Genomic DNA, 24,445 nt, shown 5'->3' on the forward strand with positions numbered 1-24,445 from the left:
TACTGGTCAAACACCAGCGACAGTCATTTCCCCTATCAGGATCGATCCGGACTTCTTGGCTCCCCGTATCTGCGTATCCGCACCGATCGCGACAATTTGTCTGAACATCTCTTTCAGATTTCCGGCAATCGTAATTTCCTCGACCGGATACTGGATGACGCCGTTTTCGACCCAGAATCCCGACGCACCTCTGGAATAATCGCCGGTGACGTAATTGATACCCTGTCCCATCAGATCGGTCACGACAAGCCCTGTCCCCATCTTTTTCAGCATCGCTGCATAATCGTCGGTTTCTTCCGTCAGTTTCGAACCCAGTATCAGATTATGGGAACCACCGGCATTTCCCGTCGTTTTCATACCCAGCTTGCGCGCAGAATAGGATGAAAGGAAATAGCCTCTCACAATGCCATTCTCGACAATCTGACGACGGCTTGTTTTGACCCCTTCATCATCAAAAGGTGCCGAACCGCTCGCTCCGATGACATGGGGATCTTCCAGCAAACCGACATGGTCAGGAAAAACCTGTTTATCCATCGAATCCAGCAGGAAGCTGGATTTACGATACAGGGCACCACCGGAAACCCCGTAAACGAATGAATTCAGCAAACCGATGGCAAGCGGTGCCTCGAAAAGAACTGGACATTTGCGGGTACCGATCGATCGTGCATTCAGGCGGGCAAGCGCGCGCTCGGCCGCGTAACGGCCGACTTCTTCAGGAGATTTGAGCTCAGCCGGATTTCTGGAAGAGGTATACCAGTAATCCCGTTGCATATTGCCGCCGGAACCTGCAATCGGTGCAACAGAAAACGAATGACTGGAATAAGGATAACCGCCGATGAATCCGTCACTGTTGGCTGAAATGAAATGCGAATGGCTGACATTGACGCTGGCGCCTTCCGTATTGGAAATCCGCTTGTCGGTTTCAAAGGCTGCCGCTTCACAGCGTTTTGCCAGTTCAACGGCTTCCTCGGTATTGATCGGCCAGCGGTAATACAGTCCGAGGTCACGCGGATGTCGTTCAAGCATGTCGGTATCCGGCAAACCCGCCGCATCATCCTCCGAGGTAAATGTCGCGATGTTATAGGCCGCTTCAACGGTTTGTTTCAGGGATTCTTTTGAAAAATCGGACGTTGTCGCATTACCGCGTTTTTTTCCGACAAAAATCGTGACTCCGATTCCCTTGTCCTGATTTTTCTCAATTGTCTCGATTTCCCCCTTGTGCACACTGACAGACAGGCCACTGCCTTCACTGATGCCTACGGCAGCGCCCGACGCTCCCTTTTTACGTGCGTATTTCAATACGTCTTCAGCAATTTGTTTCAACTGATCGTCACTGGACACAAAATCGGAATCGTTCATGAGATTATCTTTTTCAAGGTTCTGTTAAGGCTGTTATGATAGCAGCCAATAAGAAACGAGTTAATGACCTTACACAGAAGTACGATTATGCCAAATTCAAACAGAGGTTCCTGTGGTTTCCGTTCCAGTGATCTGGAAGAAGAATACGACCGTCCATCCAAATCGCAATTGAAGCGTGAAATGACCGCCTTGCAAAAACTGGGCGAACAACTGGTCAATGAATCAGCCGACCGCTTGAAGCGCGTTCCCATGCCGGACAAACTTCGCGACGCCATCATGGAATGCCAGAAAATCAGGCACAACGAAGGCAGGAGAAGGCAATTGCAGTACGTCGGCAAAATCATGCGTTCCCTGGATGAAGATGCGGTTGCACAGATCAACAACACGCTCGACAGCTGGAAAGGCCTGCTGAAGGCGGATACCGTTTTGATGCACGCCATCGAGAACCAGCGTGAAAAACTGTTGTCTGACGGTTCTGCACTGACTGAATTCGTGCAACGATATCCAGCTGCCGATATCCAGCAATTGAGAACACTGATCCGGAACGCAAAAAAAGAAGCGGCCGAAAACAAACCGCCGAAATCGTACCGTGAAATTTACCGACAATTGAAGCAACTCATGTCACCGCCATCCATTTCAACCGAAAATAGTGATGAAATTGACGAAAGTGAGGAAGCTGATGAAGAAAAATCCTGAAGACATATCGATCGGACTGGTTTCCGTTTCGGATCGCGCCTATGAAGGAAGCTATCCGGATCTGGGTATTCCCGCACTGGAGGCATGGCTCACTTCGGCCATCAAATCCCGCATCTGGCTGGAAAAACGCCTGATCCCGGACGAATATGAACAGGTCGAGAAAACCCTGCACGAACTGGTCGACGAAGACCGTTGCTCGCTCATTCTGACGACCGGAGGCACCGGCCCCGCCAGACGAGACCGGACACCGGATGCGACACTGGCGGTCGGCACAAGGGAAATGCCGGGATTTGGCGAACAGATGCGTCAGATCAGCCTGCATTTCGTTCCAACAGCCATTTTATCACGTCAGGTCGCTGTTATTTGTGAACGGCCCGAGCATGCCTCCCTGATTTTGAATCTCCCGGGACAACCGGCTGCCATCCGCCAGACACTGGAAGGCGTCCGCGACAAGGACGGGAATATCATCGTGCCGGGAATTTTTACCGCCGTTCCCTACTGTATCGACCTGATCGGTGGTCCTTATATCGAAACGAATGAAGCTGTCTGCCAAGCCTGGCGTCCGAAAAAAGATGCATCGTAAAACAGGATGTACTGACTGAATCATTGCCAGCTTTTTACCGCCTCTTAACAACCTTAACCGACGAGAAAAACAATGAGCTCATTTTTGCAATACAGCCAGGCCGATACCGGCCCGGATCCACAAGTCTCCGTCATCTGGATGCATGGTCTGGGAGACCACGGTTCCAGTTTCGTGCCACTGGTAAAAGAATTCGACCTCTCTGGATGCCCTCCTATCCGCTTTATCTTTCCACACGCTCCGGAACGTAACATCACGGCCAATGGTGGCTATTTCATGCGGGCATGGTTCGACATTTATGCCGGTTTCGAAGATTCGGACATGGAAGATTCCGAAGGCATCATCGAGTCGCGCGACCAGATTATCATGCTGATCGAACAGGAAAAAAGAAGAGGCGTACCTGCAGACAAAATTTTTCTGGCGGGCTTTTCACAGGGATGTGCGATGGCCCTTTATACCGGTTTGTGCTATCCGGAAAAACTGGCGGGCATCATCGGCCTGTCCGGTTACATGCCACTCATGTATTCTTTCCCCGACGACAGGAATCCGGCCAACCAGAACACCCCGATTTTCCTGGCTCATGGAACACAGGATGAAGTCGTTCCGTTCTCACGCGCCGAAGATACCATGAAACTGCTGGAATCACTCGGTTACAAGGTCGACTGGAACGCCTATCACATGGGCCATACGATGTCGTTGCCTGAAGTGCAAGACCTTTCCGCCTGGCTGACCAAATTGCTGGCCTGATGCGGTTTCAATGGCAATCCCTGCTTTCAGGGCAGGGATTGTTTCATTCGAACGCCTGTCGCGTACATCCCTGTAAATCCACTTCAAAACTTCCGTCTTTTCCGATCAGGCTCATCTGGCCGTCCTGTATCAGACACTGCCATTCCATCGACCTTTCGACATGACGTGAAATGGATTCAGTGAGTTCAACCGGCAAAATCACCACTTCAAGATTGCGGACTTTCTCCAGATCGGCCTTGCTCTTTTTCCACCACAACTCGGCATTGCGACCATATCCGAAGACAACGATTTTTCTGGCTTGCCGACTTTTCGACACAATGCGCTTGACGGTCGGAGCCCCCACTTCAACCCACAAATCCGTCTGGCCGGTCAGATCCTTTATCCATAAATCGGGTTCCTCGGTATCAGACAGCCCTTTCGTGAAAACAAGGCCTTCATCGGCATAACGCATGAAGGCGATCAGGCGCGCGATCATCCGTTCATCCGTCTCTGACGGATGCCGTGCCAATGTAAGGGAATAAGTCGAGTAATGCTGCCTGTCCATATCGGAGAGCTGGACGTTCGTTTTGAAAATCGATGCGGAAAAAGCCATAAGAACGGAAACAGGAATCTGAAAATAGAAGAATCTGGATTTATATCAGACTGCCGGCTTCATAAAAGGTGTCTAGTAGAACTATTACATAAAAATTGAACCCAAACGATATGAGACATCTGAAAATCATCTATTTCAGCAACTCCTGGGAACATCTGCTGGCTGCCGGGCTGGTCATTCTGGCACTGTTTCTCATTCTATATACAACCAAACAGTTCGTCAGTGCAAGGCTGTTCAAAAAAGCCAGCACAACCACGACGCACTGGGACGACATCCTCGCCGAAACCGTCAAGTCCACGAGTGTCATCACGATTTTCGTTTTTTCCCTCTTGTGTGGCGTTTACATTCTCGATCTTCCGGACGAGGTCAATACCGTCAACGCCCATCTGGCAGCGGTTGTCTTCCTGTTCCAGTGCGGCTTGTGGATCAGCAAGGCGACATCGTCATGGCTGGCTTACAAGGCATCCCCTGAATTCGGGAAAGATACGCGACATCAGGTAATGAACATGCACATTATCGGGTTCGCCACCAAACTCGTCATCTGGACCATCGCACTGCTTCTGATACTCAGCAATCTCGGCATCAACATAACGGCACTGATCGCCAGTCTGGGTATTGGCGGTATCGCCGTCGCGCTGGCAGTCCAGAACATCCTTGGTGATCTGTTCGCCTCGCTTTCCATCGCGATAGACAAACCTTTCGAAGTCGGCGACGCAATCGTTATCGACGATCTGAACGGTACCGTAAAATACGTCGGCCTGAAAACCACCCGGCTGACCAGCATTTCGGGTGAAGAACTGATTATCTCCAATGCCGACCTGCTGAAAAGCCGGATTCATAATTTCAAGAAAATGCAGGAAAGGCGTATGGTCTTTTCCATCGGCGTCACATTCGACACACCCCCCGAAAAATTGCATCGTATCAACCGGATTATAGAGGACATCTTCAGCAAGATTCCGACAACACGGCTTGACCGGGTTCACTTTAACACTATCGGGCAATCCAGCCTGAATTATGAAATCGCCTATTATGTGAAAAGTGCGGATTACAGTGTTGCTCTGGATGCCCAGCAGGAAGTCAACTTGTCACTGATCGAGCATTTTGCTGCCGAGAAAATCGAGTTTGCATTTCCTACACGAACCTTGTATCTGTTCAAGGATGAACCAGTATCAATCAGTCAGTGAACCGTATCTGTCTTTCGGAATGGCCGCCAGCAGCGTTTGTGTATAAGGGTGACGCGGATTGCGGTATATTTCGTCCGAACCGGCCATTTCGACGACTTCGCCATTTTTCATGACCATGACCTGATCGGCCATGTATTTCACAACCGACAGGTCATGGGAAATAAAGAGATAGGAAAGGCCGAATTCGTCCTGCAGGTCCTGCAAGAGGTTCAGAATCTGCGCCTGAACGGAAACGTCGAGCGCCGAGACCGATTCATCGCAAACCAGCACTTCAGGCTGCATGGTCAGACAACGGGCGATGGCAATACGCTGGCGCTGCCCCCCCGAAAATTCATGCGGATAACGAAAGAACGCTTCAGGTGGCAAACCGACCTTTTTCAGCCAGTCGAACGCCATTTCCTTGCGTTCGGAAGAAGACGCGCCTATCCGGTGAATGGCAAGCGGCTCCATCAGAATCTGCCCGACCGTAAAGCGCGGATTCAGTGAAGCGTAGGGATTCTGGAAAATGATCTGGATACGGCGCTTGTACGGCAAAAATTCCTTTTCCGTCATCGACAGGATGTCCTTGCCGTCAAAGAAAACCTGACCGGTACTGGCGGCATGCAATCTCATCAGGGTCAGTCCCAACGTGGTTTTTCCCGAGCCGGATTCACCGACAATACCCAGCGTTTTCTTGCGCGGCAAAACGAAAGAGACGTCTTTGACTGCCGGGAACAGTTTCTTTTTGAAAAAACCGGACCGGATTTCGAAGTTTTTGCTTAAATGCTTAACGTCCAGAACAGGTTCATCGTCCGGCGAATATCCCTTTACCCTTTGCGGAAAATTTTCATGAGGCTTGCCTTCGGCCTGCATGACGTCGTCGATAACCGGCAAATGAAATGGCCTTTCGTTTATGGGTGGACGGCACAACAACAGGGCTTTCGTATAAGGATGGGATGGATGAACGAAAACGTCGCTTGCGCTCGCCTGTTCCTTCACGTCACCATACCGCATGACGATCACTTCATCGGCTATTTCCGATACCAGCTGCAAATCATGCGTAATGAAAAGAACCGACATGTGATGCCGCTGTTGCAGTGACTGGATCAGTTCGATAATCTGTCGCTGTATGGTTACGTCCAGCGCGGTCGTCGGTTCATCCGCAATTAAAAGGCGTGGTTCGCAGGCGATAGCCATTGCGATCATGACCCGTTGTTGCTGCCCTCCGGACAACTGGTGTGGAAATGCATCCACTTTGGTCGATGGATCGGGAATGCCGACTTCATCCAGCAATTCAGTCGTCCGTTCCCGGGCCTCCCTCCCGGTCATGCCTTTATGAAAACGCAGTACTTCCCCGATCTGGTAACCGACGGTAAAAACCGGATTCAGGGATGACATCGGTTCCTGAAAGACCATCGAAATTTTCGAGCCGCACAACTGCCTTCTTTGCCGGCCGGTCATGTCAAAAAGACTGTTTCCTTCGAACAGGATTTTTGAGGACGGATCGATAATCGTATTGCCTTCCGGCAGCAGGCCCATGACTGCCAGTGCACTGACCGATTTTCCACTACCGGATTCACCGACCAGTGCAACCGTCCTGTTTACCGGAATATCGAAGGAGATGCCCTTGACCGCTTCGAAAACCGTGTTTTTATCAACCCGGAAAGAAACACGGAGATTGTCGACACGCAGGAGGATGTCAGATTCCGGCAAGGTCATAAATCCCCCTGTTTCAGTTTCGGATCAAGCGCGTCCCTCAATCCATCGGTAAACAATGACAGCGCCGTTACCAGAATCGCCATGGATATCGTCACGGCAACGAGTTGCCACCATTTGCCGAGAATAAGCTCGTTCTGTGCTTCGTTCAGCATGCTTCCCCATGATACGACCCCGACCGGAACACCGAACCCCAGAAAACTCAGAATAACTTCTGACTTGATGAAACCGACTGAGAGGATCGACATCTGGACAAGCGATATATGGCTGACGTTCGGAAAAATATGGACGAACATCCTTCGCCAGTTGGACGCGCCGATCGTGTTGGCCGCCAGAACGTATTCACGTTCCTTGTGCTTGATGTATTCTGCCCTGACAAGACGGAACACGCCAGTCCAGCCAGTCAGACCGAGAATCAGGATGATAGTAAGCACTCCCTTGCTTTGGAGGACAGCAGCCACCGCCAGAATCAGGAGAAGATAGGGAATCGATGTGAAGACGTTATAAAACCAGTTCAGAAAATCGTCTATCCAGCCGCCGAAATACCCGGCGAATGCCCCGAGAAAAGTCCCCAGCACGGTGGCGACAAATGCGGCAATCAGACCGACCAGAATGGACGTTTCCGATCCCTTGACCGTTTTCTTGATAATGTCATGTCCCCATTTGTCCGCGCCGAACGGAAGGGTTTTCAAGCGGCCGGAGTCGTCGGAAACAGCTGTTTCTTCCAAGCTTTGCTGGCTGCGGATTTCATCCATTTCCGTTTTCAGCGGGTCTTCGATGCCGTAGGTTTCGGTGGAAGGCTGTCCTTTTGAGACTTCCTTTCTCAAATCGCGGATGATATCTTTCAGGGGATCGACCGGATTTTCCGGGGGAATTTCACGCACCGGCACGGCATCTGTTTCTGCCAATTCATCAGCAGTATAGCTCGATTGGCTACCGACAAAATCAGGAGGAGCGTAGTGAACGCCCACTTCTTTCGACCAGTCGGATGCAACGAACCCGGATGCAGAGAAAACCAGCAATCCCAGAAACAGGACGACGATACCCAGAGAAAACATGGCAAGCCGGTCTGCTTTCAGACGCTTCCATGTCAATGCCCACAATCCTTCGGATGAAATCGACTGATTCGCCATGACATTCACCGCAAGCGGACACGCGGATCGATCTTCTGATAAAGCAGATCCGCCAACAGATTGAAGAACATCGTCGCTATCGCAACATAGACGGTAATCGCCTTGATTACCGGGAAGTCACTCCGTTCAACAGCCAGAATGATTTCACGGCCGATCCCCGGTATCGAAAAGAAGCGCTCGACCAGAAAAGCGCCGATCAATAAAGACGGCAGATTCGACATCACGTAGGTAATGATGGGAATCGTCGCATTGCGCAAGACGTGAACCCATAAAATCCGTTTTTCCGACAATCCCTTGGCTCTTGCCGTGCGGACGTAATCCTGACCGATTTCGTCAAGCATGAATGTTCTGTACAGACGCAAATTGGGTGCAATGCTGACGACAAGCAGAATCAGGATCGGAAGCGAAGAATATTTGAAAAGATCCTGAACCCAGTTTTCACCCCAGCCCTGCACGGGAAACCACCCCAGTTTATAGGCGAGCAGATACTGGAAAACGATGATGTAAACCAAAATACTGACCGACATGCCGACTGTACAGACGATCATGATCATCCTGTCGGTTAACGATCCACGAACGTAGGCAACGGCCAGTCCCAGCGCGATGGCGAGGCCGGTTTCAAGAAAGGTCAGCGGAATCAAAAGCGTCAGCGAAGGCCCGAGTCTTGAGAGCAGAATGCTCGAAACCGATTCACCCGTACTCCAGCTGTTGCCGAAATCGAAACAGATTGTCTGTTTCAGGAATATCCACAGCTGCACGTAAACAGGTTCGTCTATCCCGAGCTGGTGCCGGATATTGGCAATCTGTTCCGGATTGGAAATTTTACCCGCCAGTACATAGGCCGGGTCGCCGCCGACCCAGTTAAACAGAAAGAAAACCAGCAACAATACCCCCAGTATGGTCGGTATCATCTGCCAGAGGCGTCGAATCAGATAGGAAAACATGTTGTGCGACAGTCCTGTTCAGCGAATAATGCGTCCTTCACAAAATAACGCGACCGTTTTTGCATCACGGCCGCGCCATTTCATTTCTTGCCCGATGCATTGCCACTGATGTCTTCATAAAAAGCGGTACTGTCCGGGGCACGTCCCAGAAAATACCTGACCATCCTGTCGGCAGGCAATTCACTGCCCTTTTCCAGAATCGTTTTTCTGTAAAACTGTCCGACTTGTGGGTCCATCAGGTTGCCGTTGAAACGGGACAGCATATCCAAAGCCAGAACTTTCGACCAGAGATAGCCGTAGTATCCTGCCGAATAACCGCTGACGACATGGCTGAACTGTCCCGGAAATTGCGTACCCGGATCGTAACCCTGAACCGTATCGCCTTCCATTTCCATCCATGTCTTCATGACATCGCCCGGCTTGTCGCTGTGCAAGGCCATGTCATATTTGGCGTACAGAACCTGACGGGAATACAGGATACCCTGACCGAATTTTCGGGATTCATTCAGGCGTTTCAACATATCCGCATCAACTGTCGGACAAGCGTTCGTGCAATACGCCGGCAGGGTGGAAAGCGCCTCGTAATTGTGTGCCCATTCCTCATACATCTGGGAAGGAGCCTCGACAAAGTCCCTTTCCACGCTGGTACCTGCCTGATCGACATAACGCGTATTGGACAAGACACCATGCAGGACGTGTCCGAACTCATGAAGCATTGTTTCCAGCTCGTCCAGATCCAGCCCATTGCGGTTGAAATTGGCGACCAGAACCGAAATCGGCTGACGGTTTTCCGTGGTGCTCGATCCCTGAACCGGGAAAGCCGCCGCATGTCCATACTTGCCATCGCGCGGGAAAATATCGAGATAAATGCCACCGAGCTGTTTGCCTGAAGCCTTGTCGATCACATCGTAATAAACGACATCCGAATGCCAGACCGGAACGTCGGCTTTTTTGAATTCAATGCCGTACAGCTTGCCGGACAATCCCATGACCCAGTCCATCGAAGCCTGCGTCGGAAAGTATTGGCGCAATTTGTTCTGGTCGATGTTATAGCGTGCTTCCTTGACCCTTTGCTGCCAGTAATTGGTATCCCAGTGCTTGATTTCAGATTCCGAGAAAAGGATGCCGCGCTGTTGTGCCTTGAAAGCCCGCAATTCATCCAGTTCCTTTTTCTCGGCAGGGACGACGATCTCCTGGACATTGTCCAGAAACTTGTTGACCGGCCCCGGTTTTTTCGCCATCCGCCTGCGCAAGGCAAAATCGGCATAGCTGCGATATCCGGAAAGCACGGCCATTTCATGTCTCAAATTGACCGCTTCCTGCAACAGCTGGATATTGGCAGGCGTGCCACGATTGATGAATGCAAAACGATAGCGTTCCCGTGCCTTGTCGTTATCCGCATACTGCATGAAAGGAATGTATTCGGGATAGGAAAAACCGAGCAGATAATTGCCTTTACCGTCGCGCTGGATATTGGCCAGGTATTCTTTCGACAAGCCCTGCATCTCTTCGGGCGAAAAAACCAGTTTTGTCTTGTTGTCGCGTATATTGCGCGAAAATTCCTGATCGATTTCCGTCAGTCTTTCCAGTATCTCTTTCACCCGGTTACGTTTGTCTGCCGAAAGCGAAACACCGGCATCCTCATAGGCGCTGACGATGTCCTGCCGCAATTTCCGTTCTTCGTCGTCGTTCACCCGCATGATGCGCATGTTCCGGTAAAGTTTTTCATTCTGGAACATGTCGGTGATGAAACGCTGCACGTTCATGGAACAGGCATCGGCATTTTTCCGGACACTGGCGTCCGGTGACACCTGGCTTAAGAGCGCCATCGGCCCCTGCAGATTTTCCACTGCGATCTGAAGACTGTTCCAGCCCTTCAGGAATTCGGCTGCACCTTCCTCGGACTGCGATTGTATTTTTTCCAGAGCAGAGATTTGCTGGCCCAGATCGCTCAGCCCCTGCTGGCAACGCGGCCCGATTTCATCGGCCGACGGTAAAGGCAAAACAGGACGATCCGTGGAAGCCAAAGCGGGAATGGAAACAGTCAGTGCCAGAGATACGGCACAGACGAGAGACTTGAAAACAGGAACTTTTTTCTTCATGGTTTCTAAAACTCTTTAGGTTCGAAGAGGCAATAATAGACCGTTATAACGGCAAACTCACCTTTTGTCATTGTCGATATCGATATATATCCATTCATTATGCATGACTGGATGCTTCTTGTAACCGATCACGTAGGGTTGCAAGAGCATATTCCGGTATCGGGCATAACCGATACGTGTTGGCGCATATACTTCCAGAAGTCGCGTCATCTTGTGATAAAGAAGATCTCTTTCATGTCCGTCCGGCAACGCAACCGATTGCTCATACAAGCGATCATACTGTGGAATTCTGGTGCAGCCGTTGTTGCTTTGTCCGGTATGTGGGCCATAGAACAATTGCATGAAATTGCTGCCGTCTGGATAATCCGCAATCCACGGACTCGTCCGCATCATCAGCCGACACTGTTTTTCGGCTTTTAACAGATCAGGGAAAAGCCGCTTGTCGCTCTGCATCTTGATGCCCAGTTTGTCGAACGTCTTTTTCCACATCTCGAGCTGTTGCTGCCCGGTAGAATCCGCCCGGGCCGAAAAAACGATCACCAGAGGTTTTCCGTTCGGCATTCGACGATATCCATCTGCCCCTTTTTTATAACCGAATTTGTCCAGCAAGGCATTGGCGATTTTCGGCTCATAACGGACGCTGCTTTTATATTTGGCATCATGCCCGATAATACCGGGTGGTATGGGATATTCCAACGGAATGGCTTCACCGTTCCAGACAACATTGATTTCTTCTTTCACGTTATGCGCCATGGCAATCGCACGCCTCAATGCGATTTTCTCTTTCGAGAGACCACCGACGACCTCATTTTGCATATTGAAATAGAACTGGGAAAGTTCCGGTTCGATAATTCGTGAGAGCCGGACACCTTTCGATGCCAGTTCCGGCCTTAAATGCCCTTTTTCAAGCGCTCTCGGAGCCAGTGGACCGTCCAGATTGAAAAGGTCGACCTCACGGTTTTCAAACGCCAGCCATCTCGACTGGTCCTCCGGGATAACGGCAATCTCGACACGCCCGATCTGCGGCATCCGTTTGCCCTTCATTTCTTCGACGATCCGTTTGTCTTCCGGATCGCTTCCTGCCCTGAAATCCCAGATAAACCCCCTGTAAGCAGGATTGGCATCCAGAATCATCTTTGAACCCCGTTGCCACTCGGTCAGGACATAAGGGCCTGTTCCCACCGGGTGTGCCATGATCTGTCCATTGCCATCCGTGTATTTGTCGACAATTTCATGAGCGACAGCACTTGTCGGATAATGGGCCAGTACATGAGTCAGGTTATAGTCCGGTTTGTTTAAATGAATTCTGAATGTATACCGATCGACCAGTTCGAGCCCGCGAATTGGTTTTGCATAGTCCAGATGTCCTGTTTTTCTGGCCTGTTTTGCCAGCGCATCCAGACCAATGACTTTTCCTTCCAGAAGCCAACCCCAGGTCGATCTTACCGCCGGATCCATGAGGCGTTTGAGAGAATAGATGTAATCCGACGCCGTCAATTCCCTTTTTTTTCCACCAAAAGCAGAATCGTCCGTAAAGTAAATGCCTTTTTTCAGCGTGATGGTATAGGTTTTTCCATGATTGCTTACGACAGGCATGGACGCGGCGGTTGATGGCACCAGTTTTGCCGGCCGTGCGAGATAATCGTATGCATAGAGGGTTTCATATATCGACCTGATCACTTGACCAGAATACATGTCATGGGCAACAGCGGGGTCAAACCCAGTCTCCGGCGAAGGAAAAACATAATGGAGTACCTTGTGCGAATCGGCCGCATGCACGAAAGGCAACACCATGCCAATAAATAATATCAACAATGATTTCTGGAATCGGCCAATAATGGACATGTCAAAAAAATCAGCTTTTCTCTGGAAAAATTTTACCAAATCAATATTCTTTTATTTGAAACGACAAAAATTTAAATAATGAAAAATAGTTAACCGATTTTTAATTCTTCAATCTTTTTTCAACATTCAGAAAAAAAAAGGTATAGTTAAAAGATTATTTGTCAGCTCAAAAGTTTTGTAATTTTTTGAAACAAAATGAAATCGTTTTGAAATTTCATTCTATATTTTCTCACTGTATTGACTTTACTAGGAACTCTTATGATTAAAAAAGCACTGGTTTTAAGCACTTTGTCGCTTTCTTTCGTTTCCTTTGCTGCATTCGCTCAAAACGTGGCTGTTGTAAATGGCAAGGCCATCCCATCCTCTTATTCCGATGAAGCGGTCAAGGAGGTCGTCAAACAGGGAGGAAAAGACACTCCTGAGTTGAGAAACAATATCAAGACTCAGCTAATTGTTGGCGAAGTACTGCTGCAGGAAGCTGAAAAACAGAACCTGGCATCAACCGACGCCGTCAAAAAACAGATGGAAATGGCAAGACGCTCCATCCTGATCGATACCTTAAGAAACAACTATGTCACGAAGAATCCGGTCAGCGACAATGAAGTCAAGGCCGAATACGACCGTCTTGTCAAAATGCAGAAAGGCCAGACGGAATATCACGTCAAGCACATTCTGGTCAAGGACAAGGCCACAGCCGACAGCATCATTAAACAGGTAAGCAAAAACCCAGCCAGCTTTGAAAAACTGGCACAGGAAAAATCCCTGGATAAGGCATCCGCTGCCCGGGGCGGCGACATGGGCTGGGCCACTGCTGGCGATCTCGTCAAGCCATTTTCCGATGCAATGGTATCGCTGAAAAAAGGCCAGGTCAGCAAGACCCCTGTTCAAACCGAATTCGGTTATCACATCATCAAGGTAGTCGATTCACAGAAAGTGAAAATCCCGACTTATGAACAGATCAAGCCTAAACTGAAAGCCTCCATGCAGTATAGAAAATGGCAGGAATATGAAATGGGCCTGATGAAAGAAGCGAAAATCCAGTAAGTTTCTTCCTGAACAAAAAAACCAGCCTTCATTGAGGCTGGTTTTTTACATTCCCTTTTCGTCCGTCCTGCACTTCAGCATATCATTTTACGTGCTCCGGCAAACGCAAAATGGCGTCTTTATTGGTATGGGAAAAGCATTTTTCCGCCGCTTCCCTGTATGGCAACCATATCGAATTCAAATGTTCCCTTGGCGCGAGTACCACCGGGAATTTTTCAGGAACCTGCAAACCGAAAACATGTTCTGTATTTTCGGTAACTCCGGGTGCGAAACGATGTCTCCAGACCGAGAAAATTTCAAACACATTGTCGATTTTCCAGTCTTCGAGACAATCAAGAGACACTTCATGATCGGATACGCTTTGAACTGACTGGACAACCTTGATGCCGGTTTCTTCAAACACTTCCCTCACCGCCGTCTGTTCAAGCGGTTCCGACAGCGAATCCCGCGAACCAGTCACCGATTGCCAGAACCCCGGGCGATCGGCACGCTCGATCAACAGGACATCCAGTTCTTTCGTGTAAATGACGACCAGAACCGATTGTGGAATTTTGTAGTTCACGTTCAAGATGAAAGAAGGGAGCGTTCAAGCTCCCTTTCCTCTTAGGCTGGTTGAGTGGTTTCTATTTTTCTCAAGCGGATATGCAGTTCCTGCAACTGTTTTTCACCGACTTCAGACGGTGCCTGCGTCAACAGACATTGCGCACGCTGTGTTTTCGGGAATGCAATCACATCACGAATGGAATCGGAGCGCGTCATCAGGGTTACCAGACGATCCAGACCGAAAGCCAGGCCACCATGTGGAGGGGCACCATACTGGAGCGCATCCAGCAGGAAGCCGAATTTTTCCTGTGCTTCGGTGTCACTGATCTTCAATGCCCTGAAAACCTTGCTCTGGACTTCTTCCTTGTGAATACGGATTGAACCGCCACCCAGTTCCCAACCATTCAGAACCATGTCATAAGCCTTGGAAAGGCAACGGCCCGGATCACTTTCAAGGTAGTCTTCATGACCGTCTTTTGGTGACGTGAACGGATGATGGCAGGCAGCCCAGCGATTATCGCTTTCGCTGTATTCGAACATCGGGAAATCGATAACCCACAATGGAGCCCATGCTTCGTCGAACAGGCCGTTTGCATGACCGAAGTCGGAATAGCCGATTTTGTTTCTCAAGGCACCCATGGCATCGTTGACGACCCGTGCCTTGTCGGCACCGAAGAAAATCAGGTCGCCATTTTTGGCACCGGTGCGTTCAAGAATCTGTTTGATGGATTCTTCCGTCAGGTTCTTGACGATAGGCGATTGCAGGCCAGCCGCACCTTTTTCGATATCGTTAACGCGGATATAGGCCAGACCTTTCGCGCCGTAGATACCGACGAACTGGGTATAGGAATCGATTTCCGAACGCGGCATGCCGGAACCTTCAGCGGAGCCACCCGGAACGAGAAGGGCGACAACGCGACCGCCCTGCATGTTGGCGGCATTGGAAAATACCTTGAACGGCACGTCTTTCATGACGTCGGTCAGCTCGGTGAATTCCAGTTTGACGCGCAGGTCGGGTTTGTCGGAACCATATTTGGCCATCGCCAGTTCATGCGTCATGACCGGGAATGGATTCGGCAAATCGACGTCCATCGTTTTCTTGAAGATGCCACGGATCATGTTTTCAAACAGATCGCGGATTTCCTGTTCTTCAACAAACGACATTTCGCAGTCGATCTGGGTAAACTCCGGCTGGCGGTCTGCACGCAAATCTTCGTCGCGGAAACATTTCGTGATCTGGTAATAACGGTCGAAACCGGCAACCATCAGCAACTGTTTGAACAGCTGTGGCGATTGCGGCAAAGCGAAAAATTCACCCGGATTGACACGGGAAGGAACCAGATAATCGCGGGCACCTTCCGGTGTCGATTTCGTCAACATCGGTGTTTCGATATCGATAAAGCCGTTTTCATCCAGATATTTGCGCGTTTCCATCGCAACCTTGTAACGCAAACGCAAATTGTTCTGCATTTGCGGACGGCGCAGATCGAGAACACGGTGCGTCAGACGGGTCGTTTCGGAGAGGTGTTCATCATCCAGCTGGAACGGAGGGGTAACCGACGGATTCAGCACTTCCAGTTTTTCACAGAACACTTCAATACGTCCCGAGGTCAGGTTTTCATTGACCGTGCCCTGTGGCCGTTCGCGAACGATACCGGTCACCTGAAGACAGAATTCGTTACGAACCGATTCAGCCACCTTGAAAACGTCCGGCCTGTCCGGATCGCAGACAACCTGAACCAGACCTTCACGGTCTCTCAAGTCGATAAATATGATCCCGCCATGATCACGGCGCCGGTGCACCCAGCCGCATAGTGTTACAGTCTGACCGAGCATCTTCTCGGTAGTAAGGCCACAATAATTTGTTCGCATGGACATAAATATCAACTTTTTATCAATAAGGTTTCAACTTCAGGGCGATACCGGAAAACAGAACGCCCTTTCATATAATTCTGAAATCAGTTAGCAGGCCCGGTAAAAACGGACCTGCCATAAATCAACCGCAAGATCCCGTGTCCGGATTACTCATGGGACAGCAACTGCAACCTGAACCTGCGGAATGATCACTGCCGCTGTTCTTGAAGTCGGTTTCATACCAGCCGGATCCTTTCAGCTGAAACGATGCGCAGGTCAATTGTTTCTTGAAGCTCTCTTTACCGCAGGAAGGACAAATCGTAAGCGGTTGATCAGACAATTTTTGCAGTACATCCTTGGAAAAACCGCAATCATCACAACGATAAGCATAAATTGGCATTTTTTTACTCCAAAAACTCCCGAAATCCTGAAATTATAGTTCTTTTTAAAAAGAATTACACCGATACGTTTCGGGCTTCGGTTTCCTTGCGCAATTTAAGAGACACAAGTGAACCGGCAATCATGCCGATCACGCTCATGACAAGCCCAACCAGTTGTGGGGGCATCGTCCAGTCCGGACAGAGAATTTCCATGCCGATCCATGATACCAGTCCTGCAATCATGGAAGTCAGTGCACCATGCCGGTTTGCGTATTTCCAGAAAAAACCGGCAACCAGTGGCACGAATGCGGCGACAAGTGTAATTTTATAGGCATCCTCCACCATTTCGAAGATACTCGAATTGGAATTCATGGCGAATACCGTCACGATTACCGCAAATACCAGCACGACCAGACGCATCATCAAAAGCGACTGCTTGTCGGAAAGATTAGGCAGAATTTCCTTCATCACATTTTCGGAAAAAGTGACGGATGGAGCCAGCAAGGTAGCGCTTGCGCAGCTCTTGATTGCGGACAGCAAGGCACCGAAAAACATGACCTGTGCGAAAACCGGCATATAGGTCATGATCATCATCGGCAGGATCATCTGTGAATCCTTGTCGATCAGACTTTCCACCAGAACCGGGTCGATCAGCATGGCCGAATAACACAAGAACATCGGGATCAGGGCAAACAGAAGATAGAACACGCCCCCGACAATCGATGCGTTTCTCGCCACGTTTTCATTTTTGGAAGAAGCGACACGCTGGAAAACGTCCTGTTGGGGAATCGAACCGAACATCAGGGTAACCCACGCCCCGAAGAACCAGAGGATATCCCTTAACTCGGGTTTGGGCCATATCCGCAACTTGCCCGCTTCTGCCGCATGGCGCACGACCATCTCGGCACCGCCCACCATTCCGGACACTTCCCAGCTGATGTAGATGATACCGATCACAATGATGATCATCTGGAGAAAATCGGTAATGGCAACTGACCACATGCCCCCCATCAGGGTGTAAACCAACACACTGACCGAACCGATGATCATCCCGGTATTCATGGAAATGGCGCCTCCGGAAACGACATTGAAGACCAGACCGAGCGCCTTGATCTGGGCAGCCACCCAGCCAAGATAGGAAATGACGATACAAAGGGAAACGATAATCTCGACGGCGCGACCGTAACGATTCTTGTAATAATCGCTGATCGTCATCAGGTTCATCCGGTACAGACGTTTTGCAAAAACGAGACCGACGATGATCAGGCACATGGCCGAACCGAACGGATCGGCAATGACCCCTACAAACCCTTTTTGAACGAATGTGGCAGGAATGCCGAGAACCGCTTCAGAACCGAACCAGGTGGCAAAAACCATTGCTGTTACAACGGCCATGGGCAAGGAACGCCCCGCAACGGCAAAATCTTTTGAATTCCTGACATAACGCGCCGCATAAATACCTATACCGACGGAAACGATCCAGTACAGGACTACGAACCAGATGAGAGTATTCATATGAAAGCATAAAAAGAACGACGCGTTGAAAACGCTGCAAATTATACTGTCAGATGAGAAATTTAATGCGAAAAAAAACGCCTGATTTCATGGTTTTAGAGGAACCGAAATCAGAGGCCGTTGTTTTATTTTGACAAATGGAAACAGGCTGAAATTTTTACAGAAAAAATCGCCAGTTAAACAGGATTTTGACAAGCAGGATTCCGAACAGAAGACCTCCTGCAAAATACAGGAAACTGTTCAGCCGTCCATTGATTTTCTTTTGCTCGACAATCAGCTGGTCGAGCAATTCGCTTCTGTCATCCGGTTTGGCAACATTTTTCAGCGCTTCGGCAAGCAATCGCGGTAACTGGGGAAGAATCTGCCCGTAATTGACCGCCTCCAGCTTGAAACGGTCGATCATGCCACGAACACCGACCTGCCGGTCCATCCAGTCTTCAAGGAAAGGCTTGGCTGTTTTCCAGAGATCCAGATCGGGATCGAGCTGACGTCCAAGCCCTTCGATATTCAGCATGGTTTTTTGTAACAGAACCAGCTGGGGCTGGACTTCGATATTGAACCTGCGCGAAGTCTGGAACAACCGCATCAAGACCAGCCCAAAAGAAAAATCTTTAAGAGGACGGTCGATCATGGGCTCACAACACACGCGAACGGCCGCTTCCAGCTCTACCACACTGGTTCCCGGAGGAGCCCAGCCGGATTCAATGTTCGCCTCGGCAACCATTTTGTAATCGCGCCGGAAAAAAGCCAGAAAATTCTTTGAAAGATATTCCTTGTCAAAATCGTCCAGCATTCCGACAATCCCCAGGTCGAGCGCGACATACTTGCCGTAGGTGGACGGTTCAGTTGAAATGAGGATGTTGCCCGGATGCATGTCGGCATGAAAAAAAGCATCCCTGAAAACCTGCGTCAAAAAAATCTCTACGCCGTCATTCGCCAGTTTTTTCAGATCGAATCCGGCTTCCTTCAGGCGATCGATCTGCGAAATGGGAATGCCATACATCCGTTCCATCACAATGACATTGGTAGAGCAGTAATCCCAGAATATTTCAGGCACGACCAGGGTTTCGGAATCGGCAAAATTACGACGCAACTGGCTGTAATTGGCCGCTTCGCGCATCAGGTCAAGTTCATCGTGAAGGGATTTGTCGAACTCGTGAACCACAGCAGACAGGCGCAGGCGCTTGCCGTCTTTCCAGAATTTTTCCCCCAAAGCCGCAAAAACATACATCAGTTCGATGTCACGACCGATCCGCTTTTGCATTTCAGGGCGCAATACCTTGACGGCAACCTCATGCCCGTTATGCAATTTCGCAAAATGAACTTGTGCAACGGAAGCGGATGCAACCGGGATTCGGTCAAAAGATGCGAACAACTCTTCCGGAGGCGCGCCAAGATACCGGGTTATCTGCTCGACGGCTACATTGGAATCGAAAGGTGGAACCCTGTCCTGAAGTTTTGACAATTCATCCGCAATGTCACCGGGCAGCAAATCCCTCCGGGTTGACAGCATCTGTCCGAATTTGATGAATATGGGCCCGAGATTTTCCAGCGCCAGCCTCAGTCTGACCCCCGGTGGAACCGACAGATTCCGCCAGAAAAACACTCGCCGGTAAAAGAAGACAAAACGCTGGCTCGGGATGTACGAAACAGCCATTTCGTCCAGCCCATATCGGAACAGGATGTAAAAAATAACGATCAGTCGCCAGACTTTTCGCATTACTCAATCACTCCCATCAGCATTGTTGTCGGTATTCGATCACTCATCCGGATACGATATGTTATTTTCCTGTGAATGACTACCGGTTTTGTCGGCAAAAAACAAAGAATTTGCATTCCCCGAAAAAAATAAAACCGTCCGCGTTTGATGATCGGACGGTTTTATCACGGCATACGTCAGGCCATTTTTCAGGACAGCTGCTGAATGCCTGCCAGAACCCAGCCACCTTCTTTTGAAATCGGGCGCGTCATATTCCAGACTTCCGCAAACGGCTCAGCCGGAGCCCCTTCGGATTCCCTGATCATTCCCGAGAATTTCACGCTGGCCATATATTCATTGTTCAGCGTTTCAATACCGAGCAATTCGGCATCCAGAGAAACGACATCGGTGATGTTCGGACCCGGTCCACGTTCCTGCAACTGAAGCTTCATTTCAGCAAACATTTCAGGCGTCGTGAATTCATGGATATCATGAATATCCGCCTTGTCCCAGGCTGCCTGCATCCGGATGTAATACGATTTGGCCGCGCGCAGGAAAGCGGGCACATCAAAATCAACCGGAATTCCCCAGTTGTCGTTTTGCATTCCGGAACCCGTATTTACAGTCTGGTTTCCTGCATATTGATGCGGCAATCCCGAACCGATTTCCGGAGTGGACGACTGGTTATAGCCGTTGTCATTATATTGTGACGCATAAGCTGTCTGATCCTGCGGCTTACCCCTTCCGGTAAAACGACGCATGAGGAAGCGGATGGCAAAGAAAATGAGAGCGAGCATCAATACCGTGCTGATCATGCCTGCAAAATCGCCGCCAATGCCCATATGACTTAACAGCGCTCCCAGCCCGAGGCCGAGCAATGCACCGCCCAGAATACCACCCCAGCGGCTGGCCGGTCTGGCCGCATTGGCTGCCTGCGACTGATTGGCTGCACGCTGGGCCTGCTGAGCCTGCTGGTTCGGCATGCTCCTTTGCATCGGTGCGATTCTGCCGATATTGGAAGACTGGCGTCCGAACGAGCCGCCTCCAAATCTTCTTGCATGAACGTCCGTCATCACCATTGACGACAAACTGGCTACCAGAACGAATGCAAGCAAAAACTTTTTCATAAATCTCCTTTATAACTTCATGCCTGTATGAAGGGCGACCACTCCTGCGGTCAGATTGAAAAATCTGGCACAAACAAACCCGGCATCTTCCATCATTTTCTGTAAAGTTGCCTGATCCGGATGAACCCGTATGGATTCTGCCAGATAGCGGTAGCTATCCGCACTTTTCGCCACATGCTTTCCAAGCCATGGCAGTACGGAAAAAGAATAAATATCGTACAGGTTCTGCAGGGGCTTCCATACTTTAGAAAACTCCAGAACCAGCAATTTGCCCCCGGGTTTCAATACACGATTCATTTCAGACAGGGCCTGTTCTTTATGAGTCATATTCCGGAGACCAAAGGATACTATAACACGATCGAAATAATTGTCGGGAAAAGGCAATTTTTCCGCATCGCACACCAGTGTCGGAACCAGCACTCCCCTGTTCAGAAGCTTGTCGCGTCCGCATTGCAGCATGGTTTCATTGATATCAGTCAGCCAGACTTCGCCGGTGTCACCGACCTGTTTCGAAAACGACCAGGTCAGATCGCCCGTACCGCCTGCGATATCCAGTACCCTGAAGCCTTCTTTCACACCCGCCTGCGATACGGCAAACGCCTTCCACAAGCGGTGCATCCCGCCCGACATCAAATCGTTCATCAGGTCGTAATGCTGCGCAACGTGATTGAATACGTCGGCTACTTTACCCGATTTTTCTTCTTCATTAACTTTTTGATAACCAAAATGCGTCAGTTTCGTCATGACAGCCGATTCAATTTACATAAACTGTTTTTCAAGAGCATGACACAGGGCATTTTTCAGTCCGGATGCACGCGCCATTCTTTCATTCATCACATTCACATCGACGGCACGCCTTGTCTGCGACCAGATGGAATCCGGGAAATTTTTGTCGTTTTCAAAACGCGGAATCACATGCCAGTGGAGATGCGGCACCATATTGCCCAGTGAAGCGAGATTGATTTTATCCGGCTGCATGACGTCCCTGACGATTTTCTCAACCGTCCAGATGGCATTCATCAATTCGAGCCGGTCTGCAACGTCAAGATCGGTCATTTCACGAACATGTTCATTCCAGATTACCCGGCAAAACCCGGGATAGTCCCTGTCGCTTACCTGAATCACACGCCATTTTGCATTCGAGAAAACCGTGTCTTCAGGTTTGAACGAACACAATACACAATCATTTTTCATTTTCGGAATTTTTTTTCCTGCCATTACCCCAGCAAGCGCGCAAATTCGCGCCAGGTTTCATTGGGAATGTACAACAATAACCAGGTCATTAAAAGATAACGTATAAATTTGCCTATGGTCATATACCAGACACAGGGCCAGAAAGGCAATTTCAGCCATCCACCCAATGTACAAAGTGGATCACCGATCCCGGGCATCCATCCCAGCAACATGGTCTTGGCACCGTATTTTTCCAGCCAGCCGAACCAGCGTGTTTTTCTCTCCCTGGCAAATGCTTCCTTGGCGCCGTACCCTATCCAGTAATTCAAAATGCCGCCTAATGTATTGCCGATCGTGGCGACAATCATAACCGGCCAGAACATCGAAGGCGAAGAAGCGATGACAGCAAACACTGCCGGTTCTGACCCCATAGGCAATAACGTCGCCGACACAAAACAGATGATAAAGACTGACGTCAGCCCGATCTCGGGAATAGCCAGATACGACATTAACCAGTGAACGGCAGATTCGACCATTTTATAAAATTTCCAATTCTTTCCATCGAAAACCGTTACGATCCGATGATGTCGTGAAAACACACTGACCGGGATACGAAAAAAAACAAGGGGTCTTTAACGCGGATTATAATGGTGCGTAAAATTACAGGCCTTGTCCAGCATCATTATGACTGATTACTTAAAAAAAATTCTCACCGCACGTGTATACGACGTCGCAACTGAATCACCTCTTGAATTCGCACCCGGTCTTTCCGCCCGTACGGAAAACCGGATTCTATTGAAACGTGAAGATGTCCAAAGCGTTTTCAGCTTCAAATTGAGGGGTGCCTATAACAAGATGGCCAATCTCTCCCCGGAACAACTGGCGAAAGGCGTCATCTGTGCGTCGGCAGGCAACCATGCACAAGGCGTCGCGCTGTCGGCAAAACGACTTGGCTGCAAGGCCATCATCGCGATGCCGACGACAACCCCTCCATTGAAAATCGATGCCGTGAAGGCTCACGGCGGGGACAACGTGGAAGTCGTTCTTCACGGCGATTCCTTCTCGGACACCTGTGAACACGCCCTGATGCTCGAAAAGAAACACCATCTGACCTTCATTCATCCTTTCGACGATCCTGACGTGATCGCCGGACAAGGCACCATCGGGATGGAAATTCTGCGCCAGCACTCCAAACCCATCCACGCCATTTTCGTTCCGATTGGCGGCGGTGGCCTGATTGCCGGGATTGCCGCCTATGTCAAACAGATTCGCCCCGATATCAGGATTATCGGTGTTGAAACGGCGGATTCCTGTGCCATGAAACAAAGCCTCGAATCCGGCAGCCGGGTAAGCCTGCCAGACGTGGGACTGTTTTCGGACGGTACTGCGGTCAAGCTGGTTGGAGAAGAAACTTTCCGTATATCGAAAGATTATGTTGACGATATCGTCCTCGTCGATACGGATGACGTATGTGCCGCCATCAAGGATGTTTTTCTCGACACCCGCAGTATTCTCGAACCGGCCGGTGCACTGGCCGTTGCCGGTATCAAAAACTATGTCGAGCAAAACGAGGAGGCCGGTCGCCCTGTAAAAGGTGAAACCATGGTGGCCGTTACTTCCGGTGCCAACATGAATTTCGACCGTTTGCGTTTCGTCGCGGAACGGGCCGACGTCGGCGAAAACAGGGAAGCCGTTCTGGCCGTTACCATTCCGGAAGAACGGGGCAGTTTCAAACGCTTCTGCGAACTGATCGGGAGAAGACACGTCACCGAATTCAATTACCGGATCAGCGACGAAAAGGCGGCTCACGTCTTTGTCGGTGTCGAAGTCAAGAACCGCAGGGAAAAGAAAGAAATCATCGAGTCACTCGAGCAGAACAATTACAGGACAATCGACCTGAGCGACGACGAACTCGGCAAGCTGCATATCCGCTACATGGTCGGCGGCAAGAGTCCGTTCGCAAAAGACGAATTGCTCTACCGTTTCGAATTCCCGGAACGTCCTGGCGCCCTGATGCGTTTCCTGTCTTCGATGGCTCCGGACTGGAATATCAGCCTTTTCCATTATCGCAATCATGGCGCAGACTATGGACGTGTGCTGGTAGGCTTGCAGGTTCCGGAAAAAGACATGAACGCTTTCGGCGAATTTCTCTCCAACATCGGGTATCCTCACTGGAATGAGAGCGATAATCCTGTTTATCGTTTATTCCTGTAAACATTATTTTTACGGATCA

Annotated in this window: 22 protein-coding genes; 6 read left to right on the forward strand and 16 right to left on the reverse strand. The window is 49.8% G+C overall.

What is annotated here, in order from left to right; genetic code table 11:
- Window positions 1-6: 6 nt before the first annotated feature.
- Window positions 7-1,359 carry a metalloprotease PmbA gene (gene pmbA / locus BRW83_RS00565; protein ID WP_005882541.1) on the reverse strand — a complete coding sequence of 451 codons (1,353 nt, stop codon included), beginning with the start codon at window positions 1,357-1,359 and terminating at the stop codon, window positions 7-9.
- Between the two features lie 87 nt (window positions 1,360-1,446).
- Here pmbA and yjgA point away from each other — a divergent pair, with 87 nt between their 5' ends.
- The 3 genes from yjgA to BRW83_RS00580 all read left to right on the forward strand — a co-directional run bounded on the left by yjgA (window position 1,447) and on the right by BRW83_RS00580 (window position 3,382).
- On the forward strand, window positions 1,447-2,055 hold the full coding sequence (yjgA, locus tag BRW83_RS00570) for a ribosome biogenesis factor YjgA (RefSeq protein WP_005882539.1): 609 nt from the start codon (window positions 1,447-1,449) through the stop codon (window positions 2,053-2,055).
- Window positions 2,039-2,638 carry a molybdopterin adenylyltransferase gene (gene mog, locus BRW83_RS00575; protein ID WP_036603337.1) on the forward strand — a complete coding sequence of 200 codons (600 nt, stop codon included), beginning with the start codon at window positions 2,039-2,041 and terminating at the stop codon, window positions 2,636-2,638. Before yjgA ends, mog begins: the two co-directional genes overlap by 17 nt.
- Window positions 2,639-2,710: 72 nt before the next feature.
- Window positions 2,711-3,382: an alpha/beta hydrolase gene (locus BRW83_RS00580; protein WP_036603336.1), complete on the forward strand. Its 672-nt coding sequence runs from the start codon at window positions 2,711-2,713 to the stop codon at window positions 3,380-3,382.
- 43 nt (window positions 3,383-3,425) lie between these two features.
- Here the strand turns inward: BRW83_RS00580 and BRW83_RS00585 are convergent, their stop codons facing one another.
- Window positions 3,426-3,974: a YaeQ family protein gene (locus BRW83_RS00585; RefSeq protein WP_005882533.1), complete on the reverse strand. Its 549-nt coding sequence runs from the start codon at window positions 3,972-3,974 to the stop codon at window positions 3,426-3,428.
- 110 nt (window positions 3,975-4,084) lie between these two features.
- Here BRW83_RS00585 and BRW83_RS00590 point away from each other — a divergent pair, with 110 nt between their 5' ends.
- On the forward strand, window positions 4,085-5,158 hold the full coding sequence (locus BRW83_RS00590; RefSeq protein WP_005882530.1) for a mechanosensitive ion channel family protein: 1,074 nt from the start codon (window positions 4,085-4,087) through the stop codon (window positions 5,156-5,158).
- Here BRW83_RS00590 and BRW83_RS00595 read toward each other — a convergent pair.
- The 5 genes from BRW83_RS00595 to BRW83_RS00615 form a co-directional block, all read right to left on the reverse strand.
- On the reverse strand, window positions 5,144-6,856 hold the full coding sequence (locus BRW83_RS00595; protein WP_036603334.1) for an ABC transporter ATP-binding protein: 1,713 nt from the start codon (window positions 6,854-6,856) through the stop codon (window positions 5,144-5,146). The genes BRW83_RS00590 and BRW83_RS00595 overlap by 15 nt on opposite strands.
- Window positions 6,853-7,986, reverse strand: coding sequence for an ABC transporter permease (locus tag BRW83_RS00600; protein ID WP_005882527.1), 1,134 nt, complete (start codon window positions 7,984-7,986; stop codon window positions 6,853-6,855). The genes BRW83_RS00595 and BRW83_RS00600 overlap by 4 nt, the downstream gene beginning before the upstream one ends.
- A 5-nt stretch (window positions 7,987-7,991) precedes the next feature.
- On the reverse strand, window positions 7,992-8,930 hold the full coding sequence (locus BRW83_RS00605; protein ID WP_005882525.1) for an ABC transporter permease: 939 nt from the start codon (window positions 8,928-8,930) through the stop codon (window positions 7,992-7,994).
- Window positions 8,931-9,010: 80 nt separating this feature from the next.
- On the reverse strand, window positions 9,011-11,032 hold the full coding sequence (locus BRW83_RS00610; protein ID WP_005882523.1) for a M3 family metallopeptidase: 2,022 nt from the start codon (window positions 11,030-11,032) through the stop codon (window positions 9,011-9,013).
- A gap of 57 nt (window positions 11,033-11,089) precedes the next feature.
- Complete coding sequence (locus tag BRW83_RS00615) at window positions 11,090-12,712, reverse strand: ABC transporter substrate-binding protein (protein ID WP_231284526.1); 1,623 nt, start codon at window positions 12,710-12,712, stop codon at window positions 11,090-11,092.
- Between the two features lie 423 nt (window positions 12,713-13,135).
- Between BRW83_RS00615 and BRW83_RS00620 the strand changes: the two genes are divergently transcribed.
- A complete protein-coding gene (locus BRW83_RS00620; RefSeq protein ID WP_036603332.1) occupies window positions 13,136-13,921 on the forward strand; it encodes a peptidylprolyl isomerase in 786 nt (261 codons plus the stop codon).
- A gap of 82 nt (window positions 13,922-14,003) precedes the next feature.
- Here the strand turns inward: BRW83_RS00620 and nudB are convergent, their stop codons facing one another.
- From nudB to BRW83_RS00665, 9 genes are all read right to left on the reverse strand, one after another.
- On the reverse strand, window positions 14,004-14,489 hold the full coding sequence (nudB, locus tag BRW83_RS00625; protein WP_005882516.1) for a dihydroneopterin triphosphate diphosphatase: 486 nt from the start codon (window positions 14,487-14,489) through the stop codon (window positions 14,004-14,006).
- A 35-nt stretch (window positions 14,490-14,524) separates the two neighbouring features.
- Window positions 14,525-16,342 carry an aspartate--tRNA ligase gene (gene aspS / locus BRW83_RS00630; protein WP_005882514.1) on the reverse strand — a complete coding sequence of 606 codons (1,818 nt, stop codon included), beginning with the start codon at window positions 16,340-16,342 and terminating at the stop codon, window positions 14,525-14,527.
- A gap of 118 nt (window positions 16,343-16,460) precedes the next feature.
- A complete protein-coding gene (locus BRW83_RS00635; RefSeq protein ID WP_005882512.1) occupies window positions 16,461-16,718 on the reverse strand; it encodes an FmdB family zinc ribbon protein in 258 nt (85 codons plus the stop codon).
- Window positions 16,719-16,773: 55 nt separating this feature from the next.
- A complete protein-coding gene (locus BRW83_RS00640) occupies window positions 16,774-18,213 on the reverse strand; it encodes a high affinity choline transporter 1 (protein WP_005882509.1) in 1,440 nt (479 codons plus the stop codon).
- Between the two features lie 157 nt (window positions 18,214-18,370).
- On the reverse strand, window positions 18,371-19,933 hold the full coding sequence (ubiB, locus tag BRW83_RS00645) for a ubiquinone biosynthesis regulatory protein kinase UbiB (RefSeq protein WP_005882507.1): 1,563 nt from the start codon (window positions 19,931-19,933) through the stop codon (window positions 18,371-18,373).
- Window positions 19,934-20,121: 188 nt separating this feature from the next.
- Window positions 20,122-21,039 (reverse strand): Tim44 domain-containing protein, encoded by a 918-nt coding sequence (locus tag BRW83_RS00650; protein ID WP_005882506.1) that lies wholly within the window; start codon window positions 21,037-21,039, stop codon window positions 20,122-20,124.
- Between the two features lie 9 nt (window positions 21,040-21,048).
- Entirely contained in the window at window positions 21,049-21,783 is a 735-nt protein-coding gene (ubiE, locus tag BRW83_RS00655; RefSeq protein WP_005882504.1) for a bifunctional demethylmenaquinone methyltransferase/2-methoxy-6-polyprenyl-1,4-benzoquinol methylase UbiE, read from the reverse strand.
- Window positions 21,784-21,798: 15 nt separating this feature from the next.
- On the reverse strand, window positions 21,799-22,233 hold the full coding sequence (locus tag BRW83_RS00660; protein ID WP_005882501.1) for an HIT family protein: 435 nt from the start codon (window positions 22,231-22,233) through the stop codon (window positions 21,799-21,801).
- Between the two features lie 23 nt (window positions 22,234-22,256).
- Window positions 22,257-22,748: a YqaA family protein gene (locus BRW83_RS00665; protein ID WP_005882499.1), complete on the reverse strand. Its 492-nt coding sequence runs from the start codon at window positions 22,746-22,748 to the stop codon at window positions 22,257-22,259.
- A gap of 145 nt (window positions 22,749-22,893) precedes the next feature.
- Between BRW83_RS00665 and ilvA the strand changes: the two genes are divergently transcribed.
- The gene (gene ilvA / locus BRW83_RS00670; RefSeq protein WP_036604117.1) at window positions 22,894-24,426 is read left to right on the forward strand and encodes a threonine ammonia-lyase, biosynthetic; all 1,533 of its coding nucleotides are present in this window, start codon (window positions 22,894-22,896) and stop codon (window positions 24,424-24,426) included.
- Window positions 24,427-24,445 lie beyond the last annotated feature (19 nt).

Origin of the sequence: Oxalobacter formigenes (assembly GCF_002127965.1) — a bacterium.
GTDB classification, from domain to species: domain Bacteria; phylum Pseudomonadota; class Gammaproteobacteria; order Burkholderiales; family Burkholderiaceae_D; genus Oxalobacter; species Oxalobacter formigenes.